Annotated in this window: 23 protein-coding genes; 18 read left to right on the top strand and 5 right to left on the bottom strand. The window is 37.1% G+C overall.

From position 1 onward, the window contains the following. Nucleotides 1-116 precede the first annotated feature (116 nt). Together HW347_RS02045 and HW347_RS02040 are read right to left on the bottom strand one after the other, a co-directional pair. Nucleotides 117-644: a GNAT family N-acetyltransferase gene (locus tag HW347_RS02045; protein WP_214610291.1), complete on the bottom strand. Its 528-nt coding sequence runs from the start codon at nt 642-644 to the stop codon at nt 117-119. Then, on the bottom strand, nt 644-2,455 hold the full coding sequence (locus HW347_RS02040; RefSeq protein WP_214610290.1) for a M61 family metallopeptidase: 1,812 nt from the start codon (nt 2,453-2,455) through the stop codon (nt 644-646). The genes HW347_RS02045 and HW347_RS02040 overlap by 1 nt, the downstream gene beginning before the upstream one ends. A 139-nt stretch (nt 2,456-2,594) precedes the next feature. On the opposite strand from HW347_RS02040, the gene HW347_RS02035 reads away from it, so the two are divergent. The 12 genes from HW347_RS02035 to HW347_RS01980 all read left to right on the top strand — a co-directional run bounded on the left by HW347_RS02035 (nt 2,595) and on the right by HW347_RS01980 (nt 13,434). Then, nucleotides 2,595-3,182: a DUF3575 domain-containing protein gene (locus HW347_RS02035; protein WP_214610289.1), complete on the top strand. Its 588-nt coding sequence runs from the start codon at nt 2,595-2,597 to the stop codon at nt 3,180-3,182. Between the two features lie 11 nt (nt 3,183-3,193). Next, nucleotides 3,194-3,784 carry a hypothetical protein gene (locus tag HW347_RS02030; protein WP_214610288.1) on the top strand — a complete coding sequence of 197 codons (591 nt, stop codon included), beginning with the start codon at nt 3,194-3,196 and terminating at the stop codon, nt 3,782-3,784. A 60-nt stretch (nt 3,785-3,844) separates the two neighbouring features. Then, nucleotides 3,845-4,996, top strand: coding sequence for an aminotransferase class I/II-fold pyridoxal phosphate-dependent enzyme (locus tag HW347_RS02025; protein ID WP_214610287.1), 1,152 nt, complete (start codon nt 3,845-3,847; stop codon nt 4,994-4,996). A gap of 1 nt (nt 4,997) precedes the next feature. Continuing rightward, nucleotides 4,998-5,381: a putative signal transducing protein gene (locus HW347_RS02020; protein WP_194533422.1), complete on the top strand. Its 384-nt coding sequence runs from the start codon at nt 4,998-5,000 to the stop codon at nt 5,379-5,381. A 1-nt stretch (nt 5,382) separates the two neighbouring features. Next, nucleotides 5,383-6,006: a dethiobiotin synthase gene (bioD, locus tag HW347_RS02015; RefSeq protein ID WP_214610286.1), complete on the top strand. Its 624-nt coding sequence runs from the start codon at nt 5,383-5,385 to the stop codon at nt 6,004-6,006. 146 nt (nt 6,007-6,152) lie between these two features. Then, a complete protein-coding gene (gene bioA, locus HW347_RS02010) occupies nt 6,153-7,454 on the top strand; it encodes an adenosylmethionine--8-amino-7-oxononanoate transaminase (RefSeq protein WP_214610285.1) in 1,302 nt (433 codons plus the stop codon). Nucleotides 7,455-7,463: 9 nt separating this feature from the next. Next, nucleotides 7,464-8,648: a beta-ketoacyl synthase N-terminal-like domain-containing protein gene (locus tag HW347_RS02005; RefSeq protein WP_214610284.1), complete on the top strand. Its 1,185-nt coding sequence runs from the start codon at nt 7,464-7,466 to the stop codon at nt 8,646-8,648. A gap of 67 nt (nt 8,649-8,715) precedes the next feature. Next, on the top strand, nt 8,716-9,294 hold the full coding sequence (locus HW347_RS02000) for a hypothetical protein (RefSeq protein WP_214610283.1): 579 nt from the start codon (nt 8,716-8,718) through the stop codon (nt 9,292-9,294). 5 nt (nt 9,295-9,299) lie between these two features. Further along, nucleotides 9,300-10,736 (top strand): flotillin family protein, encoded by a 1,437-nt coding sequence (locus HW347_RS01995; protein ID WP_214610282.1) that lies wholly within the window; start codon nt 9,300-9,302, stop codon nt 10,734-10,736. A gap of 141 nt (nt 10,737-10,877) precedes the next feature. Beyond that, entirely contained in the window at nt 10,878-11,972 is a 1,095-nt protein-coding gene (gene bioB, locus HW347_RS01990) for a biotin synthase BioB (RefSeq protein ID WP_194533426.1), read from the top strand. Nucleotides 11,973-12,040: 68 nt separating this feature from the next. Next, nucleotides 12,041-12,901 (top strand): cupin-like domain-containing protein, encoded by an 861-nt coding sequence (locus HW347_RS01985; RefSeq protein ID WP_214610281.1) that lies wholly within the window; start codon nt 12,041-12,043, stop codon nt 12,899-12,901. 35 nt (nt 12,902-12,936) lie between these two features. After that, on the top strand, nt 12,937-13,434 hold the full coding sequence (locus HW347_RS01980) for a DUF6646 family protein (RefSeq protein ID WP_214610280.1): 498 nt from the start codon (nt 12,937-12,939) through the stop codon (nt 13,432-13,434). Between the two features lie 13 nt (nt 13,435-13,447). Here HW347_RS01980 and HW347_RS01975 read toward each other — a convergent pair whose 3' ends face one another. From HW347_RS01975 to HW347_RS01965, 3 genes are all read right to left on the bottom strand, one after another. Continuing rightward, a complete protein-coding gene (locus HW347_RS01975; protein ID WP_214610279.1) occupies nt 13,448-13,921 on the bottom strand; it encodes a regulatory protein RecX in 474 nt (157 codons plus the stop codon). Nucleotides 13,922-14,046: 125 nt separating this feature from the next. Next, on the bottom strand, nt 14,047-15,594 hold the full coding sequence (locus tag HW347_RS01970) for an Rne/Rng family ribonuclease (protein WP_214610278.1): 1,548 nt from the start codon (nt 15,592-15,594) through the stop codon (nt 14,047-14,049). 288 nt (nt 15,595-15,882) lie between these two features. Further along, nucleotides 15,883-16,173, bottom strand: coding sequence for an HU family DNA-binding protein (locus HW347_RS01965; protein WP_038236075.1), 291 nt, complete (start codon nt 16,171-16,173; stop codon nt 15,883-15,885). Between the two features lie 178 nt (nt 16,174-16,351). On the opposite strand from HW347_RS01965, the gene mutY reads away from it, so the two are divergent. The 6 genes from mutY to HW347_RS01935 all read left to right on the top strand — a co-directional run bounded on the left by mutY (nt 16,352) and on the right by HW347_RS01935 (nt 24,793). Then, nucleotides 16,352-17,398 (top strand): A/G-specific adenine glycosylase, encoded by a 1,047-nt coding sequence (gene mutY / locus HW347_RS01960; protein ID WP_214610277.1) that lies wholly within the window; start codon nt 16,352-16,354, stop codon nt 17,396-17,398. Nucleotides 17,399-17,528: 130 nt separating this feature from the next. Continuing rightward, complete coding sequence (locus HW347_RS01955; RefSeq protein WP_214610276.1) at nt 17,529-17,993, top strand: single-stranded DNA-binding protein; 465 nt, start codon at nt 17,529-17,531, stop codon at nt 17,991-17,993. A 176-nt stretch (nt 17,994-18,169) separates the two neighbouring features. Next, nucleotides 18,170-19,489, top strand: a complete 1,320-nt coding sequence (locus tag HW347_RS01950; RefSeq protein WP_214610275.1) for a gliding motility-associated protein GldE — start codon at nt 18,170-18,172, stop codon at nt 19,487-19,489. Continuing rightward, entirely contained in the window at nt 19,476-20,030 is a 555-nt protein-coding gene (gene gldD, locus HW347_RS01945) for a gliding motility lipoprotein GldD (protein WP_214610274.1), read from the top strand. The genes HW347_RS01950 and gldD overlap by 14 nt, the downstream gene beginning before the upstream one ends. A 267-nt stretch (nt 20,031-20,297) precedes the next feature. Continuing rightward, nucleotides 20,298-21,311, top strand: a complete 1,014-nt coding sequence (locus HW347_RS01940) for a GntR family transcriptional regulator (protein ID WP_214610273.1) — start codon at nt 20,298-20,300, stop codon at nt 21,309-21,311. 380 nt (nt 21,312-21,691) lie between these two features. Continuing rightward, nucleotides 21,692-24,793, top strand: coding sequence for a SusC/RagA family TonB-linked outer membrane protein (locus HW347_RS01935; protein ID WP_214610272.1), 3,102 nt, complete (start codon nt 21,692-21,694; stop codon nt 24,791-24,793). The last annotated feature ends 31 nt before the right edge of the window (nt 24,794-24,824 follow it).

The following is a 24,824-nucleotide window of genomic DNA, read 5'->3' as shown; positions in this document are numbered from 1 at the left end:
TATAGGTTTTAGGAAGAGAAAAATAACCTTGAAATCCTATGGGTGTTGGCTCCGGTCGGAGTTTAAGTTGAAGATGTTAAAATTTAAAGATTTTTAACAATAAACAGAAAAACGTACTAAAAAACAACAATTTTCCATTCCTGCTCACCAGCTTGATAAGTTTTTAGCTCCTTAAAACCTATGGCATAATGTGCTTGAAGTGAACGGGCGTTCGTTGAATCAATTTCAGTGATAATACAGGTGAAATTTTCTCGTGTTGCTGCCTGCATCGTTTCATACAATTTTCTGAAAATTCCCTGTTTACGAAAAGTTTTGTCAATACAGATTTGGCCCATAACCAGATAATTTTCCTTTTTTGGAGTTGTGGAATCAACTTCGTTAAACATGGGTTTTAAAACCTCAATTTCATTAGCAAATTTTGGATGCATGCAGAGAGCATAGCCAACAACAATATTGTTAGATTTAGCAATGATATGCGGACAAGCTTCGTTCATTGCTTTTAAAATTTCAAAAGTATGCTCCACAGTTACAAAACCTTCTTTTTCCTTTTCTTGCAAAGAGACTATAGAGGGCAAGTTTCTTTGCTGAAGAGAAAGAATTTGCTTTAGTTCATCATCCGTTGACGCTGAGGTGTACCATATCATTAGGGAGCTAGGGTTTTAAGCCAATCGGCTCTTTTACGTAATTGTTTTTTTGATGGTTTATCACCTTCTTTTTCCATTAACAACAAGCTATAATCAGGATTTGCTTTTAAAAGCAACGTGGTTTTCTTTTCAGCCCCAAAGCGTTCAAAAGTAATTTTCAGTGTATCGCCAACTTTTAGCTTTTCTATATAGGCACTGAATTGTTGTCCGTCTGGGAATCCGCTACCATTAATATCGGTAATGACATCACCTTTGTCTAGTCCGGCATCATAAGCCGGTGTACCTATTTTCGGATTGGATTGGATTTCACCATGACCATCACCATCTAGTGATACGGCTGCCCCAAAATAAGGTACTTCCGAATCCTGTTTTAATATGACTCCAACAGAATTTAAAAGAGCACTGTAATCTGGCATCTCACTTTTATAAATGTATTTGTTGAAGAAAGTATTGGCAAAGTCGTTTCCAGCATATTCGGCTAGTACTTGCTGAAGGTTTTCTATTACATACGGTTTTTCCGTTTTGCCATACTGTCTCCATACGAGTTTCATAAAATCGTCAAGGTTTAGTTTTTCTTCGCGGAGTGAAAGGTCTAGTGCTAAACCAAGCACACTTCCATAAGAATAGTAAGAAATAAATGTATTCTCTCTATTTACCGGATCTACCGAAGTAGCTGCATCTACAAAAGGAGCTTGGTAGCTCATTTCAATCGGGTTAAAAAATTGACGGGCAGGCGAGTTCCAGACATAATTAAAAGTGCCCGAAATACCTTCTACATATTTTTCGGTCGAGATGATTCCTGCCCTGCAAAGAATAAGGTTGGTGTAATAACTGGTAAAACCTTCGGCAAACCATAGAGCTCCACTCATATTAGTTTCCTCAAAATTAAAAGGTTCCAAAGATTTTGGCCGGATACGTTCTACGTTCCAGGCATGAAAAAATTCATGTGAAACCGTACCAATATTACCTTCCATGCCGCCATTAGCGAGACTACGTGTACTGGTAAGAATAGTAGAGTTGCGGTGTTCCATTCCATCTCCTGAAGCATTAGGTATGTAACAGGCTAGAAAAGTGTAGGTGCCGTAATCAAAATCTGGTAGTTCCCCATAAACCTCTTTCTCGGCAAGAACGGTTTTCTTAACGTTCTCAAAATAGGAATCTAGTTCTTCTTCTGTGCCATTATGGTGCAATACAAAACGTATGGTTTGTGTTTTCCCATGATTATCAACCTGAAATTCACGAACGGAATGATTGCTTATTTCCGTTGGGCTATCCATAAAATAATAGAGGTTTGGCGCTGAATATGTAGTGCCCGAAACTAGGGGTAGTTGTGTAGCGACTTTCCAGCCTAAATCTTCTCGAATTTTAAAATCCACTGCTATTTCGCGGTCTTTTAAAGTTGGAGCGTACATAAATGTCGCAGGTATATTTAAATGTGCATGGGTTTCATCTACTTGAGAATAGGTCCCGCCGCCTCGGTTGGCGAACAAAGTGTAACTTATTTTAATAGTGCCATCATGGCCTATTACATTCCATGAATAAGGATCGGGACGTAGAACCTCTAGAATATTCCCTTTGCTATCCGTAGCTTTAAAACTATAAACGTTTTTAGCAAATTCATGAAGTGCATATCGTCCGGGAGAAGATCGGCTCATTCTAAAAGTAACCGTATCTATTTCTAGTTCTGGGAAGGTTCCTTTTACTACCGTTTCGTGATGAACAGCATTCTCAAAAGAAATTTCGTAGTTGTTGGTTTGGGCAAAAAGTATGCTCATGGTGATACAAAGAAAGAAGGAAAAGTAGAATTTCATTAATGTAAATTTAATGTGACTAATATACCATTTATAGGGGGTATTCGCTACATTTGATTTTTACTATTAAAAATGTAAGATTCGCATTACTAATGTTTTAAAAGCAACCTTTTGGAATATAAAGTATCTTCTAAATAATATGAAAAAAGAATACTGTATTTTGCTATGTGCACTAGGTATGGTTACATCTAGTTTGGCGCAAGAAAAAGAGAATATTCCTAAATACAAAAATCAGGTTTCTACCAATCTTCTGTTGCCACTTTTTCAGAGTTTTGATTTGAATTATGAGCGTACTGTAGTCAATAAATGGGCGATAGGTTTGTCTGGAGCAATCTATGGAGAGGGGTTTTCGGATTTTAGTACTGATTCTTCTGGCTATTACGACCGTATTACAAACTATGAGATAACACCCTTTGTGCGGTTTTATTTAAACGGAGCTCAAAAGAAGAGCCATTTTTTTGAATTTTTTGGTTCCATTGCTGAAGTTGATGAATCTGGCGGATATTTACGAAATGTCAATGAAGAAGGATATGGTGTTTATTCTATTGGTACCAAAACATATACCGTTGGAGGTCTTGGGGCTGGGTATGGATACAGATTTCTTTTATTGAAAAAGAAGATGGTATTAGAGGCGCAATTGGGAATACGAACTAATTTTAATGTAGATTTTTTTCTTCTGAACGGAGCTCTGGTCCGGACCGGAATAAAAGTAGGATATAGATTTTAAAAGTTGTGGTTATGGGTACAAAACACATATGTTTTTTACTGTTGAGTTTTTTGTTGATTGGTTGTTTTTCCGATGACGATAGCTATTCATCAGGTGATATAAGGGTAACTACAACTGATGCATTTAACATAGATAATCAGGTTAATTATATGGTGGGAGATACCCTTTTCTTTACCCAAAACTTCAGTAGATATTTAAAGGAGGACGGATATAATGAGCTGTTGGATGTTTATGAAACCACAAAAGATGAAGAATTTGGTTATGGATTTGATTTGCAGAAATATTCTGAATTTTCAAACTCGTATGGAACCGTTTATATAGATTCAGAATACCTAATTACTACAGGGGCAGATATTTCAGACTACTATTACTACAATAATTATGGTGTTGTTGCCCAATTGAACGAAGCAAAGGATGCATACGAATCAAAAGTGGGGGTTGTTTTGGCGGAAAGCGGGGATTTTAAACTTGATTTTTCTAATGTTTATTTTAGAAATCAATATGACTATTACACGAATGGAAAGATAAACCTAGATATAGAACACAGGTTTACTGATGAAACTAAAGCTGTATTAGAGTTTACGGTGTTAGAACAAGAATAGTCTTGCCTGAACTTTAAAGTGAATACATAGTATCTCACTCAAAGATGCTACATTTGGGTTATGGTTGAATTGCCCAATAAATTAGCGCAAAAGCTAAGTGATAGAACTAATGCTAACGCATTGCGAAGCTTGCCTACTCCTAATAATATAGTAGATTTTTCATCAAATGATTATTTAGGGTTTTCACGTAACCAAAGTATTTTAGGACAAGTGCCACATCTCTTAGAAGCGCATAATACTTTGCAAAATGGTGCAACGGGCTCGCGATTGCTTTCGGGAAATCACCCACTTTATCAAACGTTAGAAACTACTCTTTGCAAATTTCATCAAACGGAAGCTGCTTTGGTTTTTAACTCGGGTTACGATGCTAATATTGGTTTTTTTAGCTCGGTGCCTCAAAGAGGTGATATTGTTTTGTTTGATGAGTATATTCATGCTAGTATTCGTGATGGTATACGAATGGGTAATGCTAAAAGTTACAAGTTTAAACATAACAATCTGGAAGATCTACTTGCTAAATGTCAGGTTGAGCGAAGTCGAAACTTGACTGATGCACAAATTTATGTAGTCACGGAATCTGTTTTTTCCATGGATGGGGATACTCCTGATCTAAAAGGGTTTGCTAAAATAAGCGAAACTTATAATTGCCATTTAGTGGTAGATGAAGCTCATGCCATAGGTGTTTATGGAGAGCACGGGCAGGGAGTGGTCCAAGAATTGGATTTACAAGATAAGGTGTTTGCTCGTCTGACTACTTTTGGTAAAGGTATTGGTTGCCATGGTGCAGCAATTCTTGGTAACGAAGATTTAATATCTTATTTAATAAATTTTGCACGAAGTTTTATCTATACAACAGGGCTTCCGCCGCATTCCGTAGCTTCTGTTTTATCGACTTATAATTATCTAAAAAATCAGGTAAATGAAGTGGAAGAGCTGAAACATAACATTTCTTATTTCAACAATAAATTGTTAGACTTAGGATTACAAACCCAATTCATTTCTAGTAATTCTGCTATTCACTGTTGTTTGGTTTCGGGTAATGACAGCGTGCGTGAGATGGCAAAGGTTGTTCAGGAAAAAGGTTTTGATGTTCGCCCAATTCTTTCGCCTACCGTTCCAGAAGGTCAGGAACGATTGCGGATTTGCTTGCATAGTTTCAATACTGTAAAAGAGATGGATAATTTGCTAGATATAGTGAGTAGCGCAATATAATATGAAAGAGAAATTCTACACGATAGCATCTTTTGAATACCCTTCTGATGTTCAAATACTGAAAGGCAAATTAGAGTCTGAAGGCATTCCTGTTTTTCTTAAAGATGAGTTTACTTTGAATTCTGACCCTATGATAAGCAACGCAATAGGTGGGGTAAAAGTACAGGTATATACAGAAGATAAGGAAAAGGCTACTGAGATATATAATGAAATTAGGGCTTACGCCTTAGATGATAATGGTAAATTGATTGTCTGTCCCAATTGTAAAATGCAAAAATCGGAGGTGTATTATAACAGAAAAGGAATTTTATATAAACTTTTTCCTTTTTTTGAGGAAAAAAAATACAAATGCCTACATTGTAACATGATAACAAAACCTCAATAGCATGCAGCAAATTTTTGTGACAGGAATATCGACCGAAGTAGGGAAAACTATCGCTTCGGCCATAATAACGGAAGCTCTTGAGGCTGATTATTGGAAGCCCGTTCAAGCCGGTGATTTGGATAACACGGATAGTGACAAAGTAAGGTCGCTAATTTCAAATGATAAAACGGTTATCCATAAAAGTCGCTACGAGTTGAAGACTCCTATGAGTCCGCATGCCGCTGCAGAAAGAGATGGGGTTAAAATGGACCGACTAGAAATAGTGGAGCCTAAAACTGATAATTCTTTAGTGATTGAAGGTGCAGGCGGTATTTTGGTGCCCCTGAATGAAAATGATACCGTTTTGGATATCATTATGCCAACCTACCATGTTATAGTGGTGTCAAGACATTACTTGGGTAGTATAAATCATACTCTTCTAACCATTGGTTGGTTGCAACAGAAGGGTTACGATGTTTCAGTATTGTTTAGCGGTAAGGAAAATCCGGAGACTGAAAATATTATTCTTCATAAAACGGGTGTATCGTTAATCGGTCGTATTGATGAAGAGCTTGTTTTTGACAAGGCCGTGATCAAGAAATATGCTGATAAATTTGCTCCAATTTTAAAAACGCTTCAGGTATAATTAATTAAGTCTTACTAAGGTCAATTCATTTCACGTACTGTAAACCGGTATGGTTGTTTGCGACCTTCTAAGTTTTGTTGGTAGGTTGTGAAAATCCGGCATCAAAATACTTCAAAAAAAAAGTTTTAATTCCTCATCTTTGCATTATGAAGAAGGCAAACGCGTCAGAAACTTTAGTAACTGAAAGTTTATCTGTTAGAGATAAGAAACATCTTTGGCACCCGTTAACACAGCATAAATTGCATCCTGAAATGTTGGGAATTGTTAAGGCGAAAGGTGCTGTTTTGTATGACGAAAATGGAAAAGAATATATAGACGGTATCGCATCTTGGTATACAAGTGCTTATGGCCATTGTAACGAGTATATTACGGATAAGGTTTATGCGCAAATGCAAAAACTAGATCAAGTGGTGTTCAGTGGTTTTACCCATGAACCAGCCGTAAAACTTTCCGAAGAACTCATTAAGCTATTACCTGAGAATCAAGAAAAATTATTCTTTTCCGATAACGGTTCTACCGCAACGGAAATCGGTATAAAAATGGCTTTGCAGTATCATTTTAACCAAGGTAGAAAGCGCAAAACGATGCTTGCTTTTGAAGAAGGTTTTCATGGGGATACTTTTGGAGCTATGTCCGTTTCAGGGCTATCTGTCTATAATGGACCTTTTGAAGAGTTTTTTATTGATGTAGAGCGAATAGATGTGCCTACTGATGAAAATATAGAAGAGATTCTTTCAGATTTAGAAATTAGGTTACAACAGAATCATATTGCGGGATTTATTTATGAGCCTTTGGTACAAGGTGCTGCGGCAATGAAAATGCACAAGGCTGAAAACCTTAACCGCATTTTAAAACTATTGAAAAGGCATGGTGTACTGACCATTGCTGATGAGGTCATGACTGGTTTTGGTAAAACTGGGAAACCTTTTGCTTCAGACTATATAGATACTAAACCTGATATCATTTGCATGTCTAAGGCATTGACGGCAGGTTTAATTCCTATGGCTATCACGAGTTGCTCGGAAGAGGTTTATAATGCGTTTTATAGTGATGATTTAGCAAAAGGACTGTTTCACGGTCATACGTATACAGGAAACCCTTTAGCCTGTACTGCTGCTTTAGCTGGGTTGGAGTTATTGCAATCAGAAGAGATTCAAGATAGTATAGAAAGAATAATTTCCTCGCATCAAGAATTCGATTCCAGAATAAAGAATCATGAAAAAGTGGCCCGTACGCGGCAATGCGGAATTATTTACGCGTTAGACCTTAATGTGAAAATGGAACGGTATGGTAATTTACGCGACCAAATTTTCAAGCATTTCATGAATAATGGGGTATTTTTGCGGCCTTTGGGTAGTACAATCTATATTTCTGCGCCATACGTCATTACAGATGAGCAGTTGCAGAAAATATATACTACCATAGAAGATCTACTGAACAGTATTTAAATTTTCCGCTTGAAAGAACAAATATCCATTACCGCAATAGGCTCAATTTCTCCTTTAGGAAAAACATCTGAGGAGACTTGGGCAAGCTACCTCCAAGACAATCACTTTTTTGAACAGAAAGCTTTTGGTGAATCTACTGAATGGGCTGCCTCGTTGTCCAAAGATTCAAAACAAGAAATAGAAGAACTTAGGAATTCAGATAATAAATATAAAAGTCTTGATGATTCGGTCTTGTTTGCGCTTTATGCATCAAGGGACGCAATAGCTAAAGCAGGTTGGAAAGAAGGTGATGACTTTGGAGTTAATATTGGATCGTCTCGTGGTGCCACGGCACTTTTTGAAAAATATCATAAAGAGTTTCTTGAAAATAACCGAACGGCAACACTTTCATCACCCACCACTACGTTGGGAAATATCTCATCTTGGGTAGCTCACGATTTAAAAACAAAAGGACCGGAGATATCACATTCTATTACCTGTTCTACAGCGCTACACGCAGTTTTAAATGGAGTGGCGTGGCTAAGAAGTGGAATGGCAGATAAGTTTTTGGTAGGCGGTAGTGAAGCGCCCTTAACACCCTTTACTATTGCGCAGATGAAGGCGCTCAAAATATATTCTCAATATAAAACGGAGAATGCTTCTGAAGGTAATGCTGGATATCCTAGTCGTGCTTTAGATTTTGAAAAGGAAAAAAGTACCATGATTCTTGGAGAAGGTGCTTCTGTAATATGTTTAGAAAAAGGTGTAAATGAAAAAACGTTGGCTATTATTGAAGGTGTAGGTTATGCTACAGAACCCTTACGCCATAATATTTCTATTTCTACAGATGCGGAGTGTTTTCAAAGTTCGATGAAAATGGCGTTGGGAGAAATAAATCCTGATGAGATAGATGCTATTGTAATGCACGCACCTGGAACAATTAAGGGTGATATATCTGAATATAAGGCAATTGAAAAAGTATTTTGTAACAAACTGCCCTTTTTGACTACAAATAAATGGAAAGTAGGGCATACTTTTGGAGCTTCGGGAGCGTTAAGCATAGAATTGGCGGTCTTGATGTTGCAACACCAACAGGTGATAAAAGTACCATTTGTTGCAGATTCTTTAGCACCAAGAAAACTTAAGAGAGTACTGGTAAATGCAGTGGGATTTGGTGGTAATGCAGTTTCTATTTTATTGTCACACAACTTATAGTCCTCTTTCGAATTAGTTTAAGGTAAGATAATTCTTATCTTTAATCGCCAACCTAACTTTGTAGCTTATGGAACTAGGGTTCGAAATGATGACATTATTCGAGAAAATCTACTGGGTCACTGCTCTTATAGCATCCGTAATTCTTATTATTTTATTACTCCTCACTTTTATTGGAGGGGAGATGGATGAAATAGACGCGGACGTCGACACAGAAATAGATGGGGATACCGGTATTGACTTTCAATTTTTATCTTTTAAAAATCTTGTTGGCTTTTTCACCATTTTTGGATGGTCAGGTATTGCTTGCCTAGATGCAGGATTGTCAAAAGGCATTACGGTTATAATCTCGGTCATATGTGGGTTGTTGATGATGTTTGCCATGGCGGCCTTGTTCTACTATTTAAGCAAATTACAAAGCAGTGGAACCTTGAAGCTTAAAAATGCCCTCAACCAAGTAGGGGAAGTGTATTTGACAATAGGCGCTAATAGGTCCAATATAGGCAAGGTGAGTATTAATGTACAAGGTACATTGCGTGAACTTGAAGCGCTTACAGAAGAAGATAGAGACTTGCACCAAGGAGATGTAGTAAAGGTCAAAGAAGTTACTGAAAACGGAATATTAATTGTTCAACTCTTAAATAACTAACCAACATGTTCGTATTACCATTACAATTGGCGGGAAGCGCCTCTTTGCTTGCAATTGGGTTTGCAATTCTTTTCTTTTTTATCATAATAATAGCATTTATACGAAGGTATAAGCGTTGTCCTTCAGATCGTATTCTTGTGGTTTACGGTAAAGTTGGAGGCGGGAATTCCGCAAAATGTATTCACGGTGGCGCGGCTTTTATTGTGCCCGTAATTCAGGATTATCAATTTCTGGATTTAACTCCTATTTCAATAGAAGTTAATTTAGTGAACGCCTTGAGTAAACAGAACATTCGTGTGAATGTACCTTCTAGATTTACAATAGGGGTTTCTACTGAGCCGGGAATTATGCAAAATGCAGCAGAACGTCTTTTGGGTCTTGGTCAAAATGAAATTCAGGATTTAGCTCAAGAAATTATATTTGGTCAATTACGTTTAGTAGTTGCTTCTATGGATATTGAGGAAATTAATTCGGATAGAGATAAGTTCTTGACCAATATCTCACAGAGTGTAGAGTCGGAATTGAAAAAAGTAGGTCTTAAGCTCATCAACGTAAACATTACGGATATTGTTGATGAATCTGGGTATATAGAAGCTTTGGGTAAAGAAGCTGCAGCACATGCTATTAACGCAGCAAGAAAATCTGTTGCAGAGAAAACTAGAGATGGATCTATTGGTGAGGCCAATGCAGTCCAAGATGAACGTACCCAAGTAGCGGCCGCCAATGCGCAGGCAGTAGAAGGGGAGAATCTTGCAAAGATTAATGTGGCCAATTCAGATTCGTTGCGTCGTCAAAGAGAGGCAGAGGCAGAAAGAACGGCAATTGCGTCAGAAAAAGTACAAACGGCAAAAGCTTTAGAAGAATCATATGCTGCTGAAAAAGATGCGGAGGTTGCCAGAGCGGAACGTGTTCGTAGTTCGCAAATGGCAGATATAATTGTTCCAGCTGAAATTGATAAAAGGAAGGTTGAAATTGATGCTGAAGCCGAGGCTGAAATGATTCGTAGAAGAGCAAAAGGTGAAGCTGATGCAATTCTCTTTAAAGCACAAGCCGAGGCACAAGGTTTATTTGAAATATTGACCAAGCAGGCGCAAGGTTTTGATGAAATTGTTAAAGCTGCAGGAAATAGTCCTAAAGATGCTGTTCTTTTATTGGTAGCTGATAAACTTCCAGAATTGGTAAAAACACAAGCTGAAGCGATTAAGAATATCAAAATTGATAAAGTAACCGTTTGGGATTCTGGAGCCAAGACGGCTGACGGAAAAGGATCTACGGCTAATTTTATATCAGGAATGTACAAGTCCGTTCCGCCTTTACAGGAAATGTTCAATATGGCAGGAATGCAATTGCCTGAATATTTAAAAGGTAAAGATGTTACTGAGGAAGTTGCTAAAGAAGAGACAAAGTCAACTACATCTGAAAAGAAAAGCGATAAGAAATAATTCTTTTTTTCATCTTATAAAACAGAAGCCTGTCGATATATTTCGACAGGCTTTTTTTATGGTCTGAAGCATGATTATCTAGGCTAATTTGGAATTTCAATTTTAGAAAGGTTATTTTTACGCCGAGATTTCAAAAAGACTATGAGCGAAACAAGACATAACTGGACGAAAGAAGAAATTCTTGATATTTACAACAAACCTTTAATGGAGTTGCTTTACGATGCAGCTACTATTCATAGAGAACATCACGATCCAAATACGGTTCAGGTTTCTACTTTACTTTCTATAAAAACTGGTGGTTGTCCAGAAGACTGTGGTTATTGTCCACAAGCGGCACGTTATCATACAGATATTGAAGGTAACGACCTTATGAAGGTTTCTCATGTAAAAGCGCAGGCACTAAGAGCAAAGGCTTCTGGTAGTTCACGAGTTTGTATGGGCGCTGCATGGCGTAATGTAAAAGATGGTCCAGAGTTTGATCAAGTGTTGGAAATGGTGAGAACCATTAACAAGCTAGATATGGAAGTTTGCTGCACGTTGGGTATGCTAACTGAAAACCAAGCACACCGTTTGGCAGAAGCAGGTTTGTATGCTTACAATCACAATTTAGATACTTCAGAAGATTACTATAAAGATGTTATTTCTACCCGTGCTTTTGAAGACAGGTTAGATACTATAGATAACGTTCGTAAGAGTAATGTAACCGTTTGTAGCGGGGGTATTATTGGTATGGGCGAGGAAATAGAGGATCGCGCCGGAATGCTAGTTGCTTTAGCTAGTTTGAATCCGCAGCCAGAGTCAGTTCCAATAAATTCATTAGTTGCGGTAGAAGGTACGCCAATGGCAGATATGGATCCTGTTTCTATTTGGGATATGATTCGTATGGTAGCTACTACACGTATTGTTATGCCAGAAACGCAAGTGCGTTTATCTGCCGGCCGTACGGAAATGAGTAGAGAAGGACAGGCTATGTGCTTTTTTGCAGGTGCCAATTCTATTTTTGCTGGAGATAAGCTATTGACTACGCCAAACCCAGATGTAAATGAAGATATGGAGATGTTCAAACTTCTTGGTTTGAATCCTCAAAAGGCATTTACTAAAGTTTCTCAGCCTAAAACGGTAGAAGCTTCAGAGTCTAAGTTGCAACCTTTAGGCGAGAAGCCAAAATGGAGCCGACCAGGACACAAAATTGAGCGTAACGAAGAGGCTAAGGCAAAAAGCAAAGTAGTAGATTAATTTAATTTTAAGTAATTCTTTACTTAAGGTTATTTAAATTTGTTGCCTAAATAGAAATTCTATTTCCATTGAAGCTAGCAGCCATTCCAAGGGTATCAACAATTACCAAGGAAGACTTTTTAGAACAATATTTTAAACCACAGAAACCTGTGGTGATAGAGCGCGCTATAGAAAATTGGCCCGCTTTTGAAAAATGGAATCTAGATTATATTAAGGAGGTTGCTGGTGATAAGGAGGTTCCGCTTTATGATGATCGGCCCGTTAATCATGAAGATGGTTTTAATGAGCCTCATGCTAAAATGAAGATGTCCGAGTATGTAGACCTTCTAAAGGCTAAGCCTACCAAATACCGTATTTTTCTTTGGAATGTGCTAAAAGAAGTTCCTCAGCTTCAGAAAGATTATAATTTTCCTGATTTTGGATTAAGGCTAAAAAAGAAACTTCCCATGCTCTTTTTTGGTGGAACCGATTCCTATACTTTTATGCATTATGATATAGATATGTCCAATATCTTTCATTTTCATTTTGAGGGAAAAAAGGAGTGTATTCTATTTGCTCCTTCCGAAACCAAGCATCTTTACAAAGTACCCCATTCACTTATAACGCACGAGAGCATAGATTTTACGAATCCGGATTATGGGAAATGGCCTGCATTGAAAAAAGCCAATGGTTTTAAAACAGAGCTTAATCATGGTGAAGTTCTTTATATGCCTGAAGGATATTGGCATTATATGGAGTATAAAACTCCTGGTTTTTCAATGAGTTTAAGGTCGTGGCCAAAGAATCCTATAAATTTTGCGGAGGGTGTCTATAATGTTTTCATAATGCGTAATTTTGATATATTAATGCGAAAATTACAAGGTCAGAAATGGATAGATAAAAAGAATAAAAAGGCAATTGAGCGAACGGCTAAACTTTTGTCCCGATAATTTTTTGAAATCCTTTTCTTAAAAAAAATACTATAATGAAATTCTACATTCTATCTGTTTGCTTACTTCTTTCAACAACTTATCTTTCTGCACAAGCTTATGATGGCAGAGATGATCAAAAATTTCAAGTAGGTGCTAATTTACAGAGTAATGGTACAGGAATAATGACTTCTTATGATTATGGTCTTGGCGAAAACATATCAATAGGGGCAACTGCTACCTATCTTTTAGGTGTAAATGAAAGTGTGTCTGCCAGTACTTGGGAACGTTTTGATGCAAAGGCACGTTTCAGTGCGCATTTAGGTAATATAATAGGTTTGGGCGATCAGGTTGATATCTATCCTGGATTAGATTTAGGTCTTAAGAATTTTGGCTTTCATATGGGTGCACGTTTTTTCTTTTCTGACGGGCTTGGTGTTTTTACGGAATTAGGTTTTCCTATAGCCAAGTATAAAACAGAAAATCTAGAACCTTCTGAAAAACTGCACAATCAGTTTATGGTCAATATTGGGGCTGTATTTAATTTCCTTTAGTAAAAAGTTGGTGCTACGGCACTAGTTCCTTTAATTTTTCATAGACCAAATGGCTTTCCCATCCTCTGTAAAGAAGGTAGTCGGCCAATTTTTTCTTTCGCTTCATTGGGTTACGCTCTGTAATTTGGGAGATTCTCTTCTCTGCTAGAGCGTCTAGTGTACTTAGGTAGTCCTCAGCGTCTATTTCTTTGAGTGCGGTGGTAATGTTATACTTTGAGATGTTACGTTGCTTCAGCTCGTTTACAATACGTCTTTTCCCCCATTTTTTTATAGAAAATTTGCCTCTGGCATAGCTCTGGGCAAAGCGTTCTTCGTTAAGAAAATTTTCATTTATCAAATGAACTACAATTTGATCTATGGCTTCTGGAATCATGCGCATTTCGCGAAGTTTAGTAACCACCTCTTTATGACAACGGTCTTGGTAGGCGCAATAACCTTCCAGTTTTCTTTTCGCTTCCTCTACGGAATAAGCTCGTTGTTCCTTCATATTAATTTTGCTTGGCGCTTTATAACTCAAAAGTACAATTTGATGCATAAAGAATGGTGACTGTTTACATCTAAATATAAGGCATAAAAAAAGCGACCATCGTTGCTGAAGGTCGCTTTAATATTTTAATATATGGTCTTACCGTCTTTATCTTTAAAACGATATTCAAGATACGTATACGCATCCCTAGGTTGTATTTTAATCCATTTCTTGTGTTCTAAGAACCATTTAGAACGCATGGAAGGAAAGCCTTTAGTAATATAGGCTGCGATAAACGGATGAATGTTAAGTGTAATCCCGTTATCTTTCTTAGGTCCTTTCAACAACTTTTCAAGGTCGGCGTTAATTTTGTCTATTAAGACTATTGGGGCTTCTATTTCTTTCCCACTACCATTCGGATTCTCCTCGGTTGTCTTAATGTTCATTTCGGGCCGGACCCGTTGTCTAGTAATCTGTATAAGTCCAAACTTGCTCGGAGGCAATATTTTGTGCTTTGCACGGTCATCTTTCATTTCATCGCGAAGATGATCAAAAAGCTTTTTCCTGTGTGGTGCTTTTACCATGTCAATAAAATCGACTACGATAATACCACCCATATCGCGCAAGCGCAATTGTCTGGCTATTTCTGAAGCTGCCAATAGATTGACCTCTAAAGCAGTATCTTCTTGATTTTTGGCCTTGTTAGAACGGTTACCACTGTTTACATCTACAACGTGTAGTGCTTCGGTATGTTCAATAATAAGGTACGCGCCTTTACTCATGCTGGCGGTACGGCCAAAAGAAGTTTTAATCTGTCGCTCAATTCCGTATTTTTCAAAAATAGGAACAGGCGAATCATACAGTTTTACTATGGATTCCTTTCCTGGTGCTATTTCTAGCACGTAATCTTTGATTTGATCATAAAGGGTCTCGTTATCAACTTCAATTCCTGTAAAAGAATCATTGAATATATCCCTAAGGATAGAAGATGCCCTGTTAAGTTCAACCAACACTTTTGAAGGCGTGTGAGCCTTGTACAATTTTTTACACATTGTTGACCATTTGGCCAACAAATTTTCTAGGTCTTTGTCTAGTTCCGCTACTTTTTTGCCTTCGGCCACTGTTCTTATAATGACCCCGAATCCTTTAGGTTTGATACTTCTAACGAGTATTTTTAACCTTTCTTTTTCTTCGCTGCTTCCAATTTTTTGAGATACGGAAACACGATCAGAAAAAGGTACCATTACCAAATAACGCCCCGCTATAGAAAGTTCGGAGCTAATTCTTGGTCCTTTGGTTGAAATAGGTTCTTTTACGATTTGAACCAATAAAGACTGGTTTGCTTTGATGACGTCTGTAATTACGCCATTCTTGTCAATGTCTTTTTCGAATGGAAAGTTGGCTAGTGAGTAATCCGTAATCTTATTGGAACTCACGCCCTTAATGAATTTTAGCATAGTGGCCAATTGAGGGCCAAGGTCATGATAATGCAGAAAAGCATCTTTTTCATAACCAACATTTACAAAAGCTGCGTTTAGACCGGTTACGGGCTTGCGAACTTTTGCTAAGAATATATCACCAACGGAAAAATCGTTGTTGTCTTCTTCTTTATGCAATTCAGTGAGCTTTCCATCTTTTAAGAGGGCAAAATCGACGGCATCAGAACTTGATCTTACGATTAATTCTCTATTCACCTGAATGTATTTGTATTTGTCAACACTTACTAGTAAAAATAAGTGGACAAATCGATTAAACAATATTTGAAACGAACCACAATAATTCGCCGAGATTTTCTGAAATCTCTATGTCAATGAACGTTTGGGTGAAAAAACAAGCAAAGGGGTTGAAAATTTTCAACCCCTAGCAATTATTTCTTCTTGTGTCTGTTAGCTCTCCTACGCTTTTTGCGTTTGTGGGTAGCTACCTTATGTCTCTTTCTCTTCTTACCACTCGGCATAAAATTCTACTTTAAGTTAGTATATTTATTTTACTTGTACGTTGCTTTTGACACCTTCTACAAAAACCTTTGCAGGTTTAAATGCAGGAATATTATGTGCCGGTATTTTAATTGTTGTGTTCTTGCTAATGTTCCTTCCAGTTTTCTCGGCTCTAGTTTTAATAATAAAACTACCGAAACCGCGAAGATACACATTGTCTCCACTTTCCAAAGAAGATTTCACTTCTTCCATAAAACTCTCAACTGTAGCCTGTACGTCTCCTTTTTCAATTCCCAGCTTGTCTGAGATTTTCGATACAATTTCTGCTTTCGTCATCTTTCGTGTTAAATTTTCAGTATAATTTTTTTGGGATGCAAATATATAAATTAAAATCAATCTTTCGTGCTAAAGGGTTAATTTTAAGTCGTTCACCATCACTTTTCAATTTATGCCCGTTCTGGAAGGCTTATATCGTTTTATAAACCGTTAGTTTTGTCGCATAGCAGTTATAAAAATGACTTTTTCAGAGAGAATTCTTGTTTGGTACGACGAAAATAAAAGAAGCCTACCGTGGAGGGGTACACGAGACCCGTATAAGATTTGGCTTTCGGAGATTATGTTGCAACAAACACGGGTGGTGCAGGGTACTCCGTACTACCTGAAATTCATAGGTAATTACCCTAAAGTTCATGACTTGGCAAACGCTTCAGAAGAGGAGGTTTTAAAGCTTTGGCAAGGTTTAGGCTACTATTCTAGGGCAAGGAATTTACATGCTACAGCTAAGATGGTAGTAAGGGAATATGGGGGTGATTTTCCTGATACTTATAAGGAACTATTGAAACTTAAAGGGGTTGGAGACTACACCGCAAGTGCTATAGCCTCTATCTGTTTTGATAGGCCTGAACCCGTTGTGGACGGTAATGTTTATAGGGTTTTGGCACGTTATTTTGGAGTTGATTTAGCTATCAATAGTACTGAGGGTGTTAAATATTTCAAAAAGTTAGCACGAGAGGTGATGAATGCAGAAAACATTCGTGATTATAACCAAGGTATCATGGAATTTGGTGCAATTCAATGTTCGCCAAAAAAACCAAATTGTGAAGAATGTCCGTTCAATAAAAGTTGTATTGCGCTTCAAACTAACAAAGTAGGTGAGCTCCCAGTAAAGCTAAAAAAGACTAAAGTTCGTAATAGATATTTCAATTACGTTGTTTTTATGTCCGAAGAGAACAAAATGATACTTGAGCAGCGAAAAGGGAAAGGAATTTGGCAGAATCTATGGCAATTCCCACTTTTAGAGTCTCAAGAAAGCCTTTTAGAAGAAACTTTTACTCAGCAACTAATCAGTTTTGATTATCAGCCAGAAATTATATCCGTTGATAAATTCAACACGGACGCCATTGTACATAAATTATCTCATCAACACTTGTATACTACATTTTGGATAGTGCGTACAAAAGGAAGCATAATAGATAGTATTTCCTTGGAGGAAGTGGAGAAATATCCCGTTCCCGTGCTTATTGCCGACTTTTTAGAGGGTTTTAAAAAACAGTATTTCTGATAGCGACCTCTTATACAGTATTAATTTCTGTTAATGTATAGGTTAAATTTGAATATCGTTGATGAAACAGGTAGTAATCAAGGCTAAAAAACGAGTATATTTGTAGATTCAAATTGCAAAAAAGGAGATTATGAGCGGTACGTTAAATAAAGTAATGTTGATTGGCCACTTAGGTGATGAAGTCAAAATGCATTATTTTGAAGGAGGAGGGGCCATTGGTCGCTTTCCTATTGCTACTAATGAAACCTATACCAATAAACAAACCGGAGAGCGTGTTACCAATACAGATTGGCATAATGTTGTTGTTAGAAATAAGGCAGCTGAAATATGCGAAAAGTATTTGAGTAAAGGCGATAAGGTTTATGTGGAGGGCCGTTTGAAAAACCGCCAATGGCAAGGTGAAGATGGTAATACACGTTACAGTACCGAAGTTCATGTGCAGGATTTTACATTTCTTTCTACAAAGAAAGAAAGTATGGCAAACCAGCAATCTGGAGCGCAAAAGCCGCAACAAAATGCAGCTTCAAATACACCAAGTAGCCCTAAAGCGGCTCCTTTAGTTCGTCCTGATCAAGAAGATGATCTTCCTTTCTAAGAAAAATTATGTATTTTTAGTAAACCCCTAGAAATACAATCAATACGTATGACAAAAGCATATTCAGACAATTGTAGTTTTACAGCATTTTCGAACTTTGCTTGGCCATATACCAAGCAGAGCTTTGCGCTGAAGTTATGTTCACAAACCACAGTTTACTACTAAATTTCTGACCGTTGGACCCTGACCCCCTTAGCTTAGTACCGTACTTTTTTACTTTTGCAGGTGCGTTTGCATTTGAAATATCAATTCTTGTTGTATTGTTAATGTTGTCTGCCTTAATATCGGGTGCGGAGGTGGCTTTCTTTGGTCTTTCACAAACAGAGGTCAATGAGATTGCAGAAAATAAAAGTGTACGAGGTAATATAATCATTAAGCTTCTAGAGAGGCCTAAAAAACTACTGGCCACCATTCTTATAGCAAATAATGCTATTAATATAGGTGTTGTATTACTTTTTAGTAATATAGGTAATTCACTATTTGCCAACGTAGAATTGGAATGGGTTAGGTTTCTTTTGGAAGTAGTGGTAGCGACTTTTTTAATATTGATGTTCGGAGAGATTTTGCCCAAAGTATACGCAAACCGAAATAGAATTGCGTTTGCTCACTTAATGTCTTATCCTCTTAATGTATTGGATTTTCTGTTCAGCCCATTGAGTCTTCCTATGAGAGCGGGTACTCTTTTTATGTATAATAAATTGGGTAAACAAAAATCTGGTTTAAGCATAGATCAACTTTCCCAAGCTTTAGAGTTAACGGCAGATGGCGATACTACTAAAGAAGAACAAAAAATTCTGCAGGGTATAGTTACGTTTGGTAATACGGACACAAAACAGGTCATGCGTCCTCGTATAGACATATTTGCGATTAGTGAAGACATGAAGTTTCTTGAGGTGGTAGGTGAAATTAAAAAGCACGGCTATTCTAGAATCCCCGTTTTTTCAGAGCATATGGACAATGTTCTTGGAGTGCTCTACGTTAAAGATTTGTTGCCCTATATAGACAGGAAGACCTTTAATTGGATGACACTTATTCGTGAGCCATATTTTGTTCCCGAGAATAAAAAGCTTGATGATTTGTTGCTGGAATTTCAGGAAAAGAAGAACCATTTAGCAGTAGTAGTAGATGAATATGGTGGTACTTCAGGTATTGTTACCTTAGAAGATATTATAGAGGAAATAGTTGGCGATATAAGTGATGAGTTTGATGATGAAGACCTTATATTCTCAAAATTAGATGATTTTAATTATGTTTTTGACGGTAAGACCGCATTGAAGGATTTTTATCGAGTCGCAAAAATTGAGAACGAAACCGAATTTGAGGAACAGAAAGGAGAATCCGAGACCATTGCTGGTTTTGTTCTTGAGATAGCAGGAAGTTTCCCTAAGAGAGGTGAAGTAATTGTATTTAACGAATATCAGTTCATAGTAGAAAGCTTAGACAAAAAGAGGTTAAAGCAAATAAAAATAACGTTGCCCCAAGATGTACAGATATAGTTTGTTCCTTTTAATGATATTTATATTGGCTGTTGGCTGTAATGAGCAAGTTCTGCCCAAGCCTAAAGCCCAACTTAGACTAGAGTATGGGGCGCCAAAACAGGGAGAGTTAGAAACAGATTACTTCTCTTTTAAATATAATACCCAAGCTAATATAAAAAGTAAAACAAAGACTTCACTAGTCTTAGGATATCCGGAGATGAAAGGAGAAATCTATATCAACTATAAGAAAGTAGAGAACAATGTTCAAAAACTACTTTCTGATGCTCAAAGGTTAAGTTATGAGCATGCTGCAAAGGCAGATGGTATAGCGGAACAGCCCTTTGTGAACGAAGAAAACGGAGTTTATGGTATGTTCTTCGAAGTTAGCGGTAATGCAGCTTCACAAGCACAGTTTTATGTTACTGACAGTACTAATAATTTTGTAACAGGCTCATTGTATTTCTATACAAGGCCTAACTATGATTCCATTTATCCGGCAGCAGCTTATCTTCAGAATGACATTCGTGGGGTTATGGAGAGCTTAAGATGGAAAAAGTAATATAGAAATAGCTTAGTTTTTGGTGTATAAGACCTTTGGCCTGCTCGTAAAATCATTCTCTTATTTGACTTTAGGTGTTAAGTTGATTTAAATTTATTTATAATCGATTAGACATTTTTCTTAAAATGAAATTGATATTTGTTTTCTTGTGAAACATTTATTTTTTTATTTGTATCGCAAAAATCATGATATTAGAAGTTTATTATGATAGATTTGTATTATTATACTTACAAATTCGCCGCAGTTTTTAATTTTTAACATTACCTAATGTCGTTACTCCACATAATCCATCGACTAAAAGAAGTAAATAGCTTAACAAAGCACGAACAATTGGTTCATGGCGTAATTGAAGCTTTGGATTCCGGGGAGCTTTCTGTGGGAGATAAATTACCATCAATAAATAAAATGGTAAGCGATATAGGTTATGCAAGAAAGACCATCGTTAAAGCATACGAAGAGTTAAAGGAGAGGGGTCTAGTAGAGTCTAAAAAATTAAAAGGATACTTTATCATTAGTGACGAAACGAAAGTAACACTAAGGATAGCATTGCTTTTATTCTCTTTTCAGCGTTTTCAAGAAGATTTTTATAATACGTTTAGAAAAGAATTAGGAGACCGCTATCAAATAGATGTCTTTTTTCATCATAATAATGTTGCCATTTTTGAAACTATTTTCAATAACATCCGTGGCAAGTACGGAATGTACGTAGTGGCACCAATCCCTAACTCGGTAATAAGACCGCTTCTAGAATCTATTGAGCCCCAAAAGCTTTTAATTGTTGACCGGTATTTACCTATGCCTGAAGAATATTCCTACATCGCTCAAGAATTTGAGGCTACTACTTTTGATAAGCTAATAGAGTTACTTCCGCAGATACAAAAGTATAAGAAGATAGTGCTTTTCTATGCAGAGAATAAAGATTATCCAAGGGGGATTTTAATGGCATTTCATAGGTTCGTGGCGGATTACGGTTTAAATGGCATTGTATTGGAAGATTACGTAGAAGGCTCACTAGAAAAAGGGTCAATCTACTTTTTTATAAATGATGCTTCTCTCTGGGAATTACTTAAAGATTGCCATAATTCTGGTTTGGTAGTTGGGGAAGATGTTGGTGTACTATCGCATAATGACCATATTATTAAGGAAATTGCCTTTGGTGGTATCACGACAATTTCTACAGATTTTAAGGATATGGCCACAATAGCAGCGCAGCATATCAAAAATAACATGGTTTCTCAGATTATTGTTACTTCAAAACTATTCAAGCGCAATTCTTTATAACGCGCTGCGATAAGCCGTATTTGTTGACAAGATCACACTTCAAAATTATATAATAGTTAATTTTTCGCACTTAAATCAGGTATTTCTCATTTATGATGGTAGATTTTTGTCTATCGTGTCAAAAAAATTATTATTTTTGATTTATAGCATAGAGTAGCATAGTTTGCCTTTGAATTGTTAATTATTATGTCATTTACACCTTTGAAATTCTGATTTTTTCAAAAAAAAGAAGGTAACTTGTATAAAATTATCGTTAAAGTGCAATTATGCGATAGTATGCTCAATAGTGTTTTATGTCTTTCTTAACACTCTCCAAGATTGAGAGGTAGGCCTAAAACAAGATTACTAACTCAATTTATTACTAACTTAAACTACTCATTATGAACCAGAACTTTAAGAGATTAAATAGGGTTCGATCACATGGTTTTGTGCTCGCAGCCTTATTTTTCTTCAGTGTTGCATCTTTGTGCGCACAAACCACAATTTCAGGTACTACTTCTGACGACCAAGGTGTTCTACCTGGTGTAAATGTCTTGGTGAAAGGCACAACCGTAGGAAGTGTTTCCGATTTTGATGGAAATTATAGTATAGAGGTGCCGGAAGGTAGCTCTGCTTTGGTGTTTTCCTATGTAGGATTCTCCAGACAAGAAGTGGCTATCGATGGCCGAACCACGATTAATGTTGTCTTATCTGAAGATGCGCAGGCTCTAACCGAGGTTGTTGTTGTAGGTTATGGAACGCAGAAAAAAGGAAATCTAACTGGCGCTGTAGGTTCAATTGGAGCCGATGAAATTGGCACAAAACCGTTGACTAGTCCTGACCAAGCATTGGCGGGAACTATTGCTGGTGTGAACATCGCCAATCGTAGTGGTGATCCAGCAGCTCCAATAAACGTTCGTATTCGTGGTGTTGGCTCTCCAGGGAATAATGATCCGTTATGGGTAATTGATGGTATTCCATTAGTTCAAACAACCAACATTACAGTAAATACTTCTTCAACTACAGATTCTAACCCTTTGGCTAGCTTAAACCCAAATGATATTGAGTCTATAACAGTGCTTAAAGATGCAGCTTCTGCAGCTATTTATGGAGCAAGAGGTGCCAATGGTGTTATAATTGTAACCACAAAACGTGGTAAAAGTGGTATTGGTAAAATGACCTATAGTGGGTATACCGCTTTTAGTGAGTTAAGAGAAAAAATTGATGTATTAAATGTTTCTGAATACATTGATATTCAAAGTCAACTTGGACGTGATTACTCAGGTTTTGCTAATAATGCAGATGTTGACTGGCAAAACGAGTTTTTTAAAACCGGTTTTGTTCAAAGTCACAACTTAAGTGCTAGTGGAGGTAATGATAATGCAAACTATTATATTTCTGGTGGGTATTTAGATCAAGAAGGTATTGAACAATCTCAGGCTTTCGAACGATATTCTCTAAAGGCAAATTCTGATTTTAAAGTAGGTAAACGTTTAAAATTTGGACAATCATTGGCTATTAGTCATTCTGACAGACAAGTTCAACCTGAAGGTGGTGGGGTTAACTCTGCCGGTATATCATTACGAAATGCTCCGTATTATGCTCCATTTGATGCATCAGGCCCATTTGGTTATAACATTGAGTCCGTTGAAAATATAGGCGCAGGTAATGGTTCTCAAAATACGTTATGGAGAAATGATGCCAGAGTGAACTATACAACTATTGAGGTGCGCCAAGTACTTGGTAACTTTTATGGAGAATTAGAAATAGCCAAAGGTTTAAAAGCAAGAGCTTCTGTAGGTGTTGACCATATTACAGGTGAGGGTCTTTTTAATCAAACACCTGCCGATTTTAATGGGACAGGCGGTAGACAATCATTAAGAGTGCAAAACCTTACGAAACAATTTACACTTACAACAGGTGCAACCTTAAGTTATGATAAAACTTTTGGAGAGTCACATAACCTTTCTGCCTTAGTTGGTTTTGAGCAGACAAAATTTACGTTTGATAAAATTAGAGTTCAGGGTACAGATTTATTCAACCCTAATTTTGCAACTACAAGTCTTAATTCGACAGGAACTCAAGAAGCTGACCTTTGGACAATTCAAGGTTTACTAGGTCGTGTTAATTATGACTTTGAAGGTAAATATCTTGCTACCATAAACTTTAGAAGAGACGCAAGTTCTCGTTTTGCCGAAGATAACAGATCAGGTGTTTTTCCTTCTGCTTCATTAGGTTGGAGAATTTCATCTGAAGAATTCTTTAATGCAGACGGCGTGGTAAATGATTTAAAAATACGTGCAGGTTGGGGACAATTAGGAAACCAACAAACACCAGACAGTTTTCCATATTTACCAGCGCTTGAAGGCAACATATTTTATGTAATTGGCGATGATCAAAATGTGGTTAGAGCTCCTGCTCCTACAAGGTTTGCTAATGCAGCTCTTGGCTGGGAAACAAGTACTCAATTTGACATTGGTATAGATGCAAGTCTGTTACAAGGTAGAATGTCTATAACTGCAGATTATTACAATAAAGAGAGTGATGATGTTTTACTTGCCGTTCCATTGCCATCTGTTTCTGGTATATTTTATGGTGCTGATTCTAACCTAGGATCCATTAAAAATTCTGGTATTGAATTCGCTATTGACTACCGAGGAGAAGTAGGAGACAATTTCACATATAGTATAGGAGCAAACATAACTACTGTTAAAAATGAAGTGACGGATTTAGGTGATGTAACTTCTATTAATTCTGGTATTGGTGGGGCTCAAACGCACCGTACTGTTGTTGGTGAAAGCCTTGGACATTTTTATGGTTATAAGACCAATGGTCTTTATCAAAATGCTAACGAAGCTGCAGGTGCACTAACAGATGCTGGATCAATTGGAGCAGAGGCGGGAGATATTCGTTTTGTTGATGTAAATGGAGATGGTGAGATTTCACCAGATGACAGAACAATTTTGGGTAGTCCGATACCTGGTTATTTTTATGGGATGAATTTTAATGCCAATTATAAAGACTTCGATTTTTCATTAGTGCTTAGAGGTGTTGGGGATTATCAAGTTTATAATTCAGCTCGTAGTGCAAGAGAAGACCTTAGTAGTACTAATAACTTTAGTGCTCGTGTTTTAGACCGATGGACAGGTGAAGGAACAAGTAACGATATTCCTAGATTAACCCTTGATGATCCTAACGGAAATAATCGTTATTCAGATCGTTGGATTGAGGATGCGGATTATTTACGTATTCAAAATCTCCAAATTGGATATAGCCTGCCAGGCGATAAGCTAGAAACTTGGTCAGGTGGTTTTGTTAACGGACTTCGAGTATATGTTGGAGCTCAAAACCTTGCAACTTTCACAAGCTATCTAGGTTGGGATCCTGAAGTTACACGAGCTCAGAGTTTCCAAAAAGGAGCTAATGCACTTGCAACCGGTCAAGACGGAGGAACTGGCCCAGCGCCAAGGACTTTCCAACTTGGTTTAACAGTAAACTTTTAAATAAAAGATTATTAAATTTTATTTAATCAAA

It is taken from the genome of Zobellia barbeyronii (assembly GCF_018603515.1).
GTDB classification, from domain to species: domain Bacteria; phylum Bacteroidota; class Bacteroidia; order Flavobacteriales; family Flavobacteriaceae; genus Zobellia; species Zobellia barbeyronii.
This window is presented reverse-complemented; position numbering and strand designations above follow the sequence as displayed.

Coding starts and splice junctions, on each gene's coding strand:
- HW347_RS02045 (WP_214610291.1), bottom strand. CDS start 644: ATGATATGGTACACCTCAGCGTCAACGGATGATGAACTAAAGCAAATT.
- HW347_RS02040 (WP_214610290.1), bottom strand. CDS start 2,455: ATGAAATTCTACTTTTCCTTCTTTCTTTGTATCACCATGAGCATACTT.
- HW347_RS02035 (WP_214610289.1), top strand. CDS start 2,595: ATGAAAAAAGAATACTGTATTTTGCTATGTGCACTAGGTATGGTTACA.
- HW347_RS02030 (WP_214610288.1), top strand. CDS start 3,194: ATGGGTACAAAACACATATGTTTTTTACTGTTGAGTTTTTTGTTGATT.
- HW347_RS02025 (WP_214610287.1), top strand. CDS start 3,845: ATGGTTGAATTGCCCAATAAATTAGCGCAAAAGCTAAGTGATAGAACT.
- HW347_RS02020 (WP_194533422.1), top strand. CDS start 4,998: ATGAAAGAGAAATTCTACACGATAGCATCTTTTGAATACCCTTCTGAT.
- bioD (WP_214610286.1), top strand. CDS start 5,383: ATGCAGCAAATTTTTGTGACAGGAATATCGACCGAAGTAGGGAAAACT.
- bioA (WP_214610285.1), top strand. CDS start 6,153: ATGAAGAAGGCAAACGCGTCAGAAACTTTAGTAACTGAAAGTTTATCT.
- HW347_RS02000 (WP_214610283.1), top strand. CDS start 8,716: ATGGAACTAGGGTTCGAAATGATGACATTATTCGAGAAAATCTACTGG.
- HW347_RS01995 (WP_214610282.1), top strand. CDS start 9,300: ATGTTCGTATTACCATTACAATTGGCGGGAAGCGCCTCTTTGCTTGCA.
- bioB (WP_194533426.1), top strand. CDS start 10,878: ATGAGCGAAACAAGACATAACTGGACGAAAGAAGAAATTCTTGATATT.
- HW347_RS01980 (WP_214610280.1), top strand. CDS start 12,937: ATGAAATTCTACATTCTATCTGTTTGCTTACTTCTTTCAACAACTTAT.
- HW347_RS01975 (WP_214610279.1), bottom strand. CDS start 13,921: ATGAAGGAACAACGAGCTTATTCCGTAGAGGAAGCGAAAAGAAAACTG.
- HW347_RS01965 (WP_038236075.1), bottom strand. CDS start 16,173: ATGACGAAAGCAGAAATTGTATCGAAAATCTCAGACAAGCTGGGAATT.
- mutY (WP_214610277.1), top strand. CDS start 16,352: ATGACTTTTTCAGAGAGAATTCTTGTTTGGTACGACGAAAATAAAAGA.
- HW347_RS01955 (WP_214610276.1), top strand. CDS start 17,529: ATGAGCGGTACGTTAAATAAAGTAATGTTGATTGGCCACTTAGGTGAT.
- gldD (WP_214610274.1), top strand. CDS start 19,476: ATGTACAGATATAGTTTGTTCCTTTTAATGATATTTATATTGGCTGTT.
- HW347_RS01940 (WP_214610273.1), top strand. CDS start 20,298: ATGTCGTTACTCCACATAATCCATCGACTAAAAGAAGTAAATAGCTTA.
- HW347_RS01935 (WP_214610272.1), top strand. CDS start 21,692: ATGAACCAGAACTTTAAGAGATTAAATAGGGTTCGATCACATGGTTTT.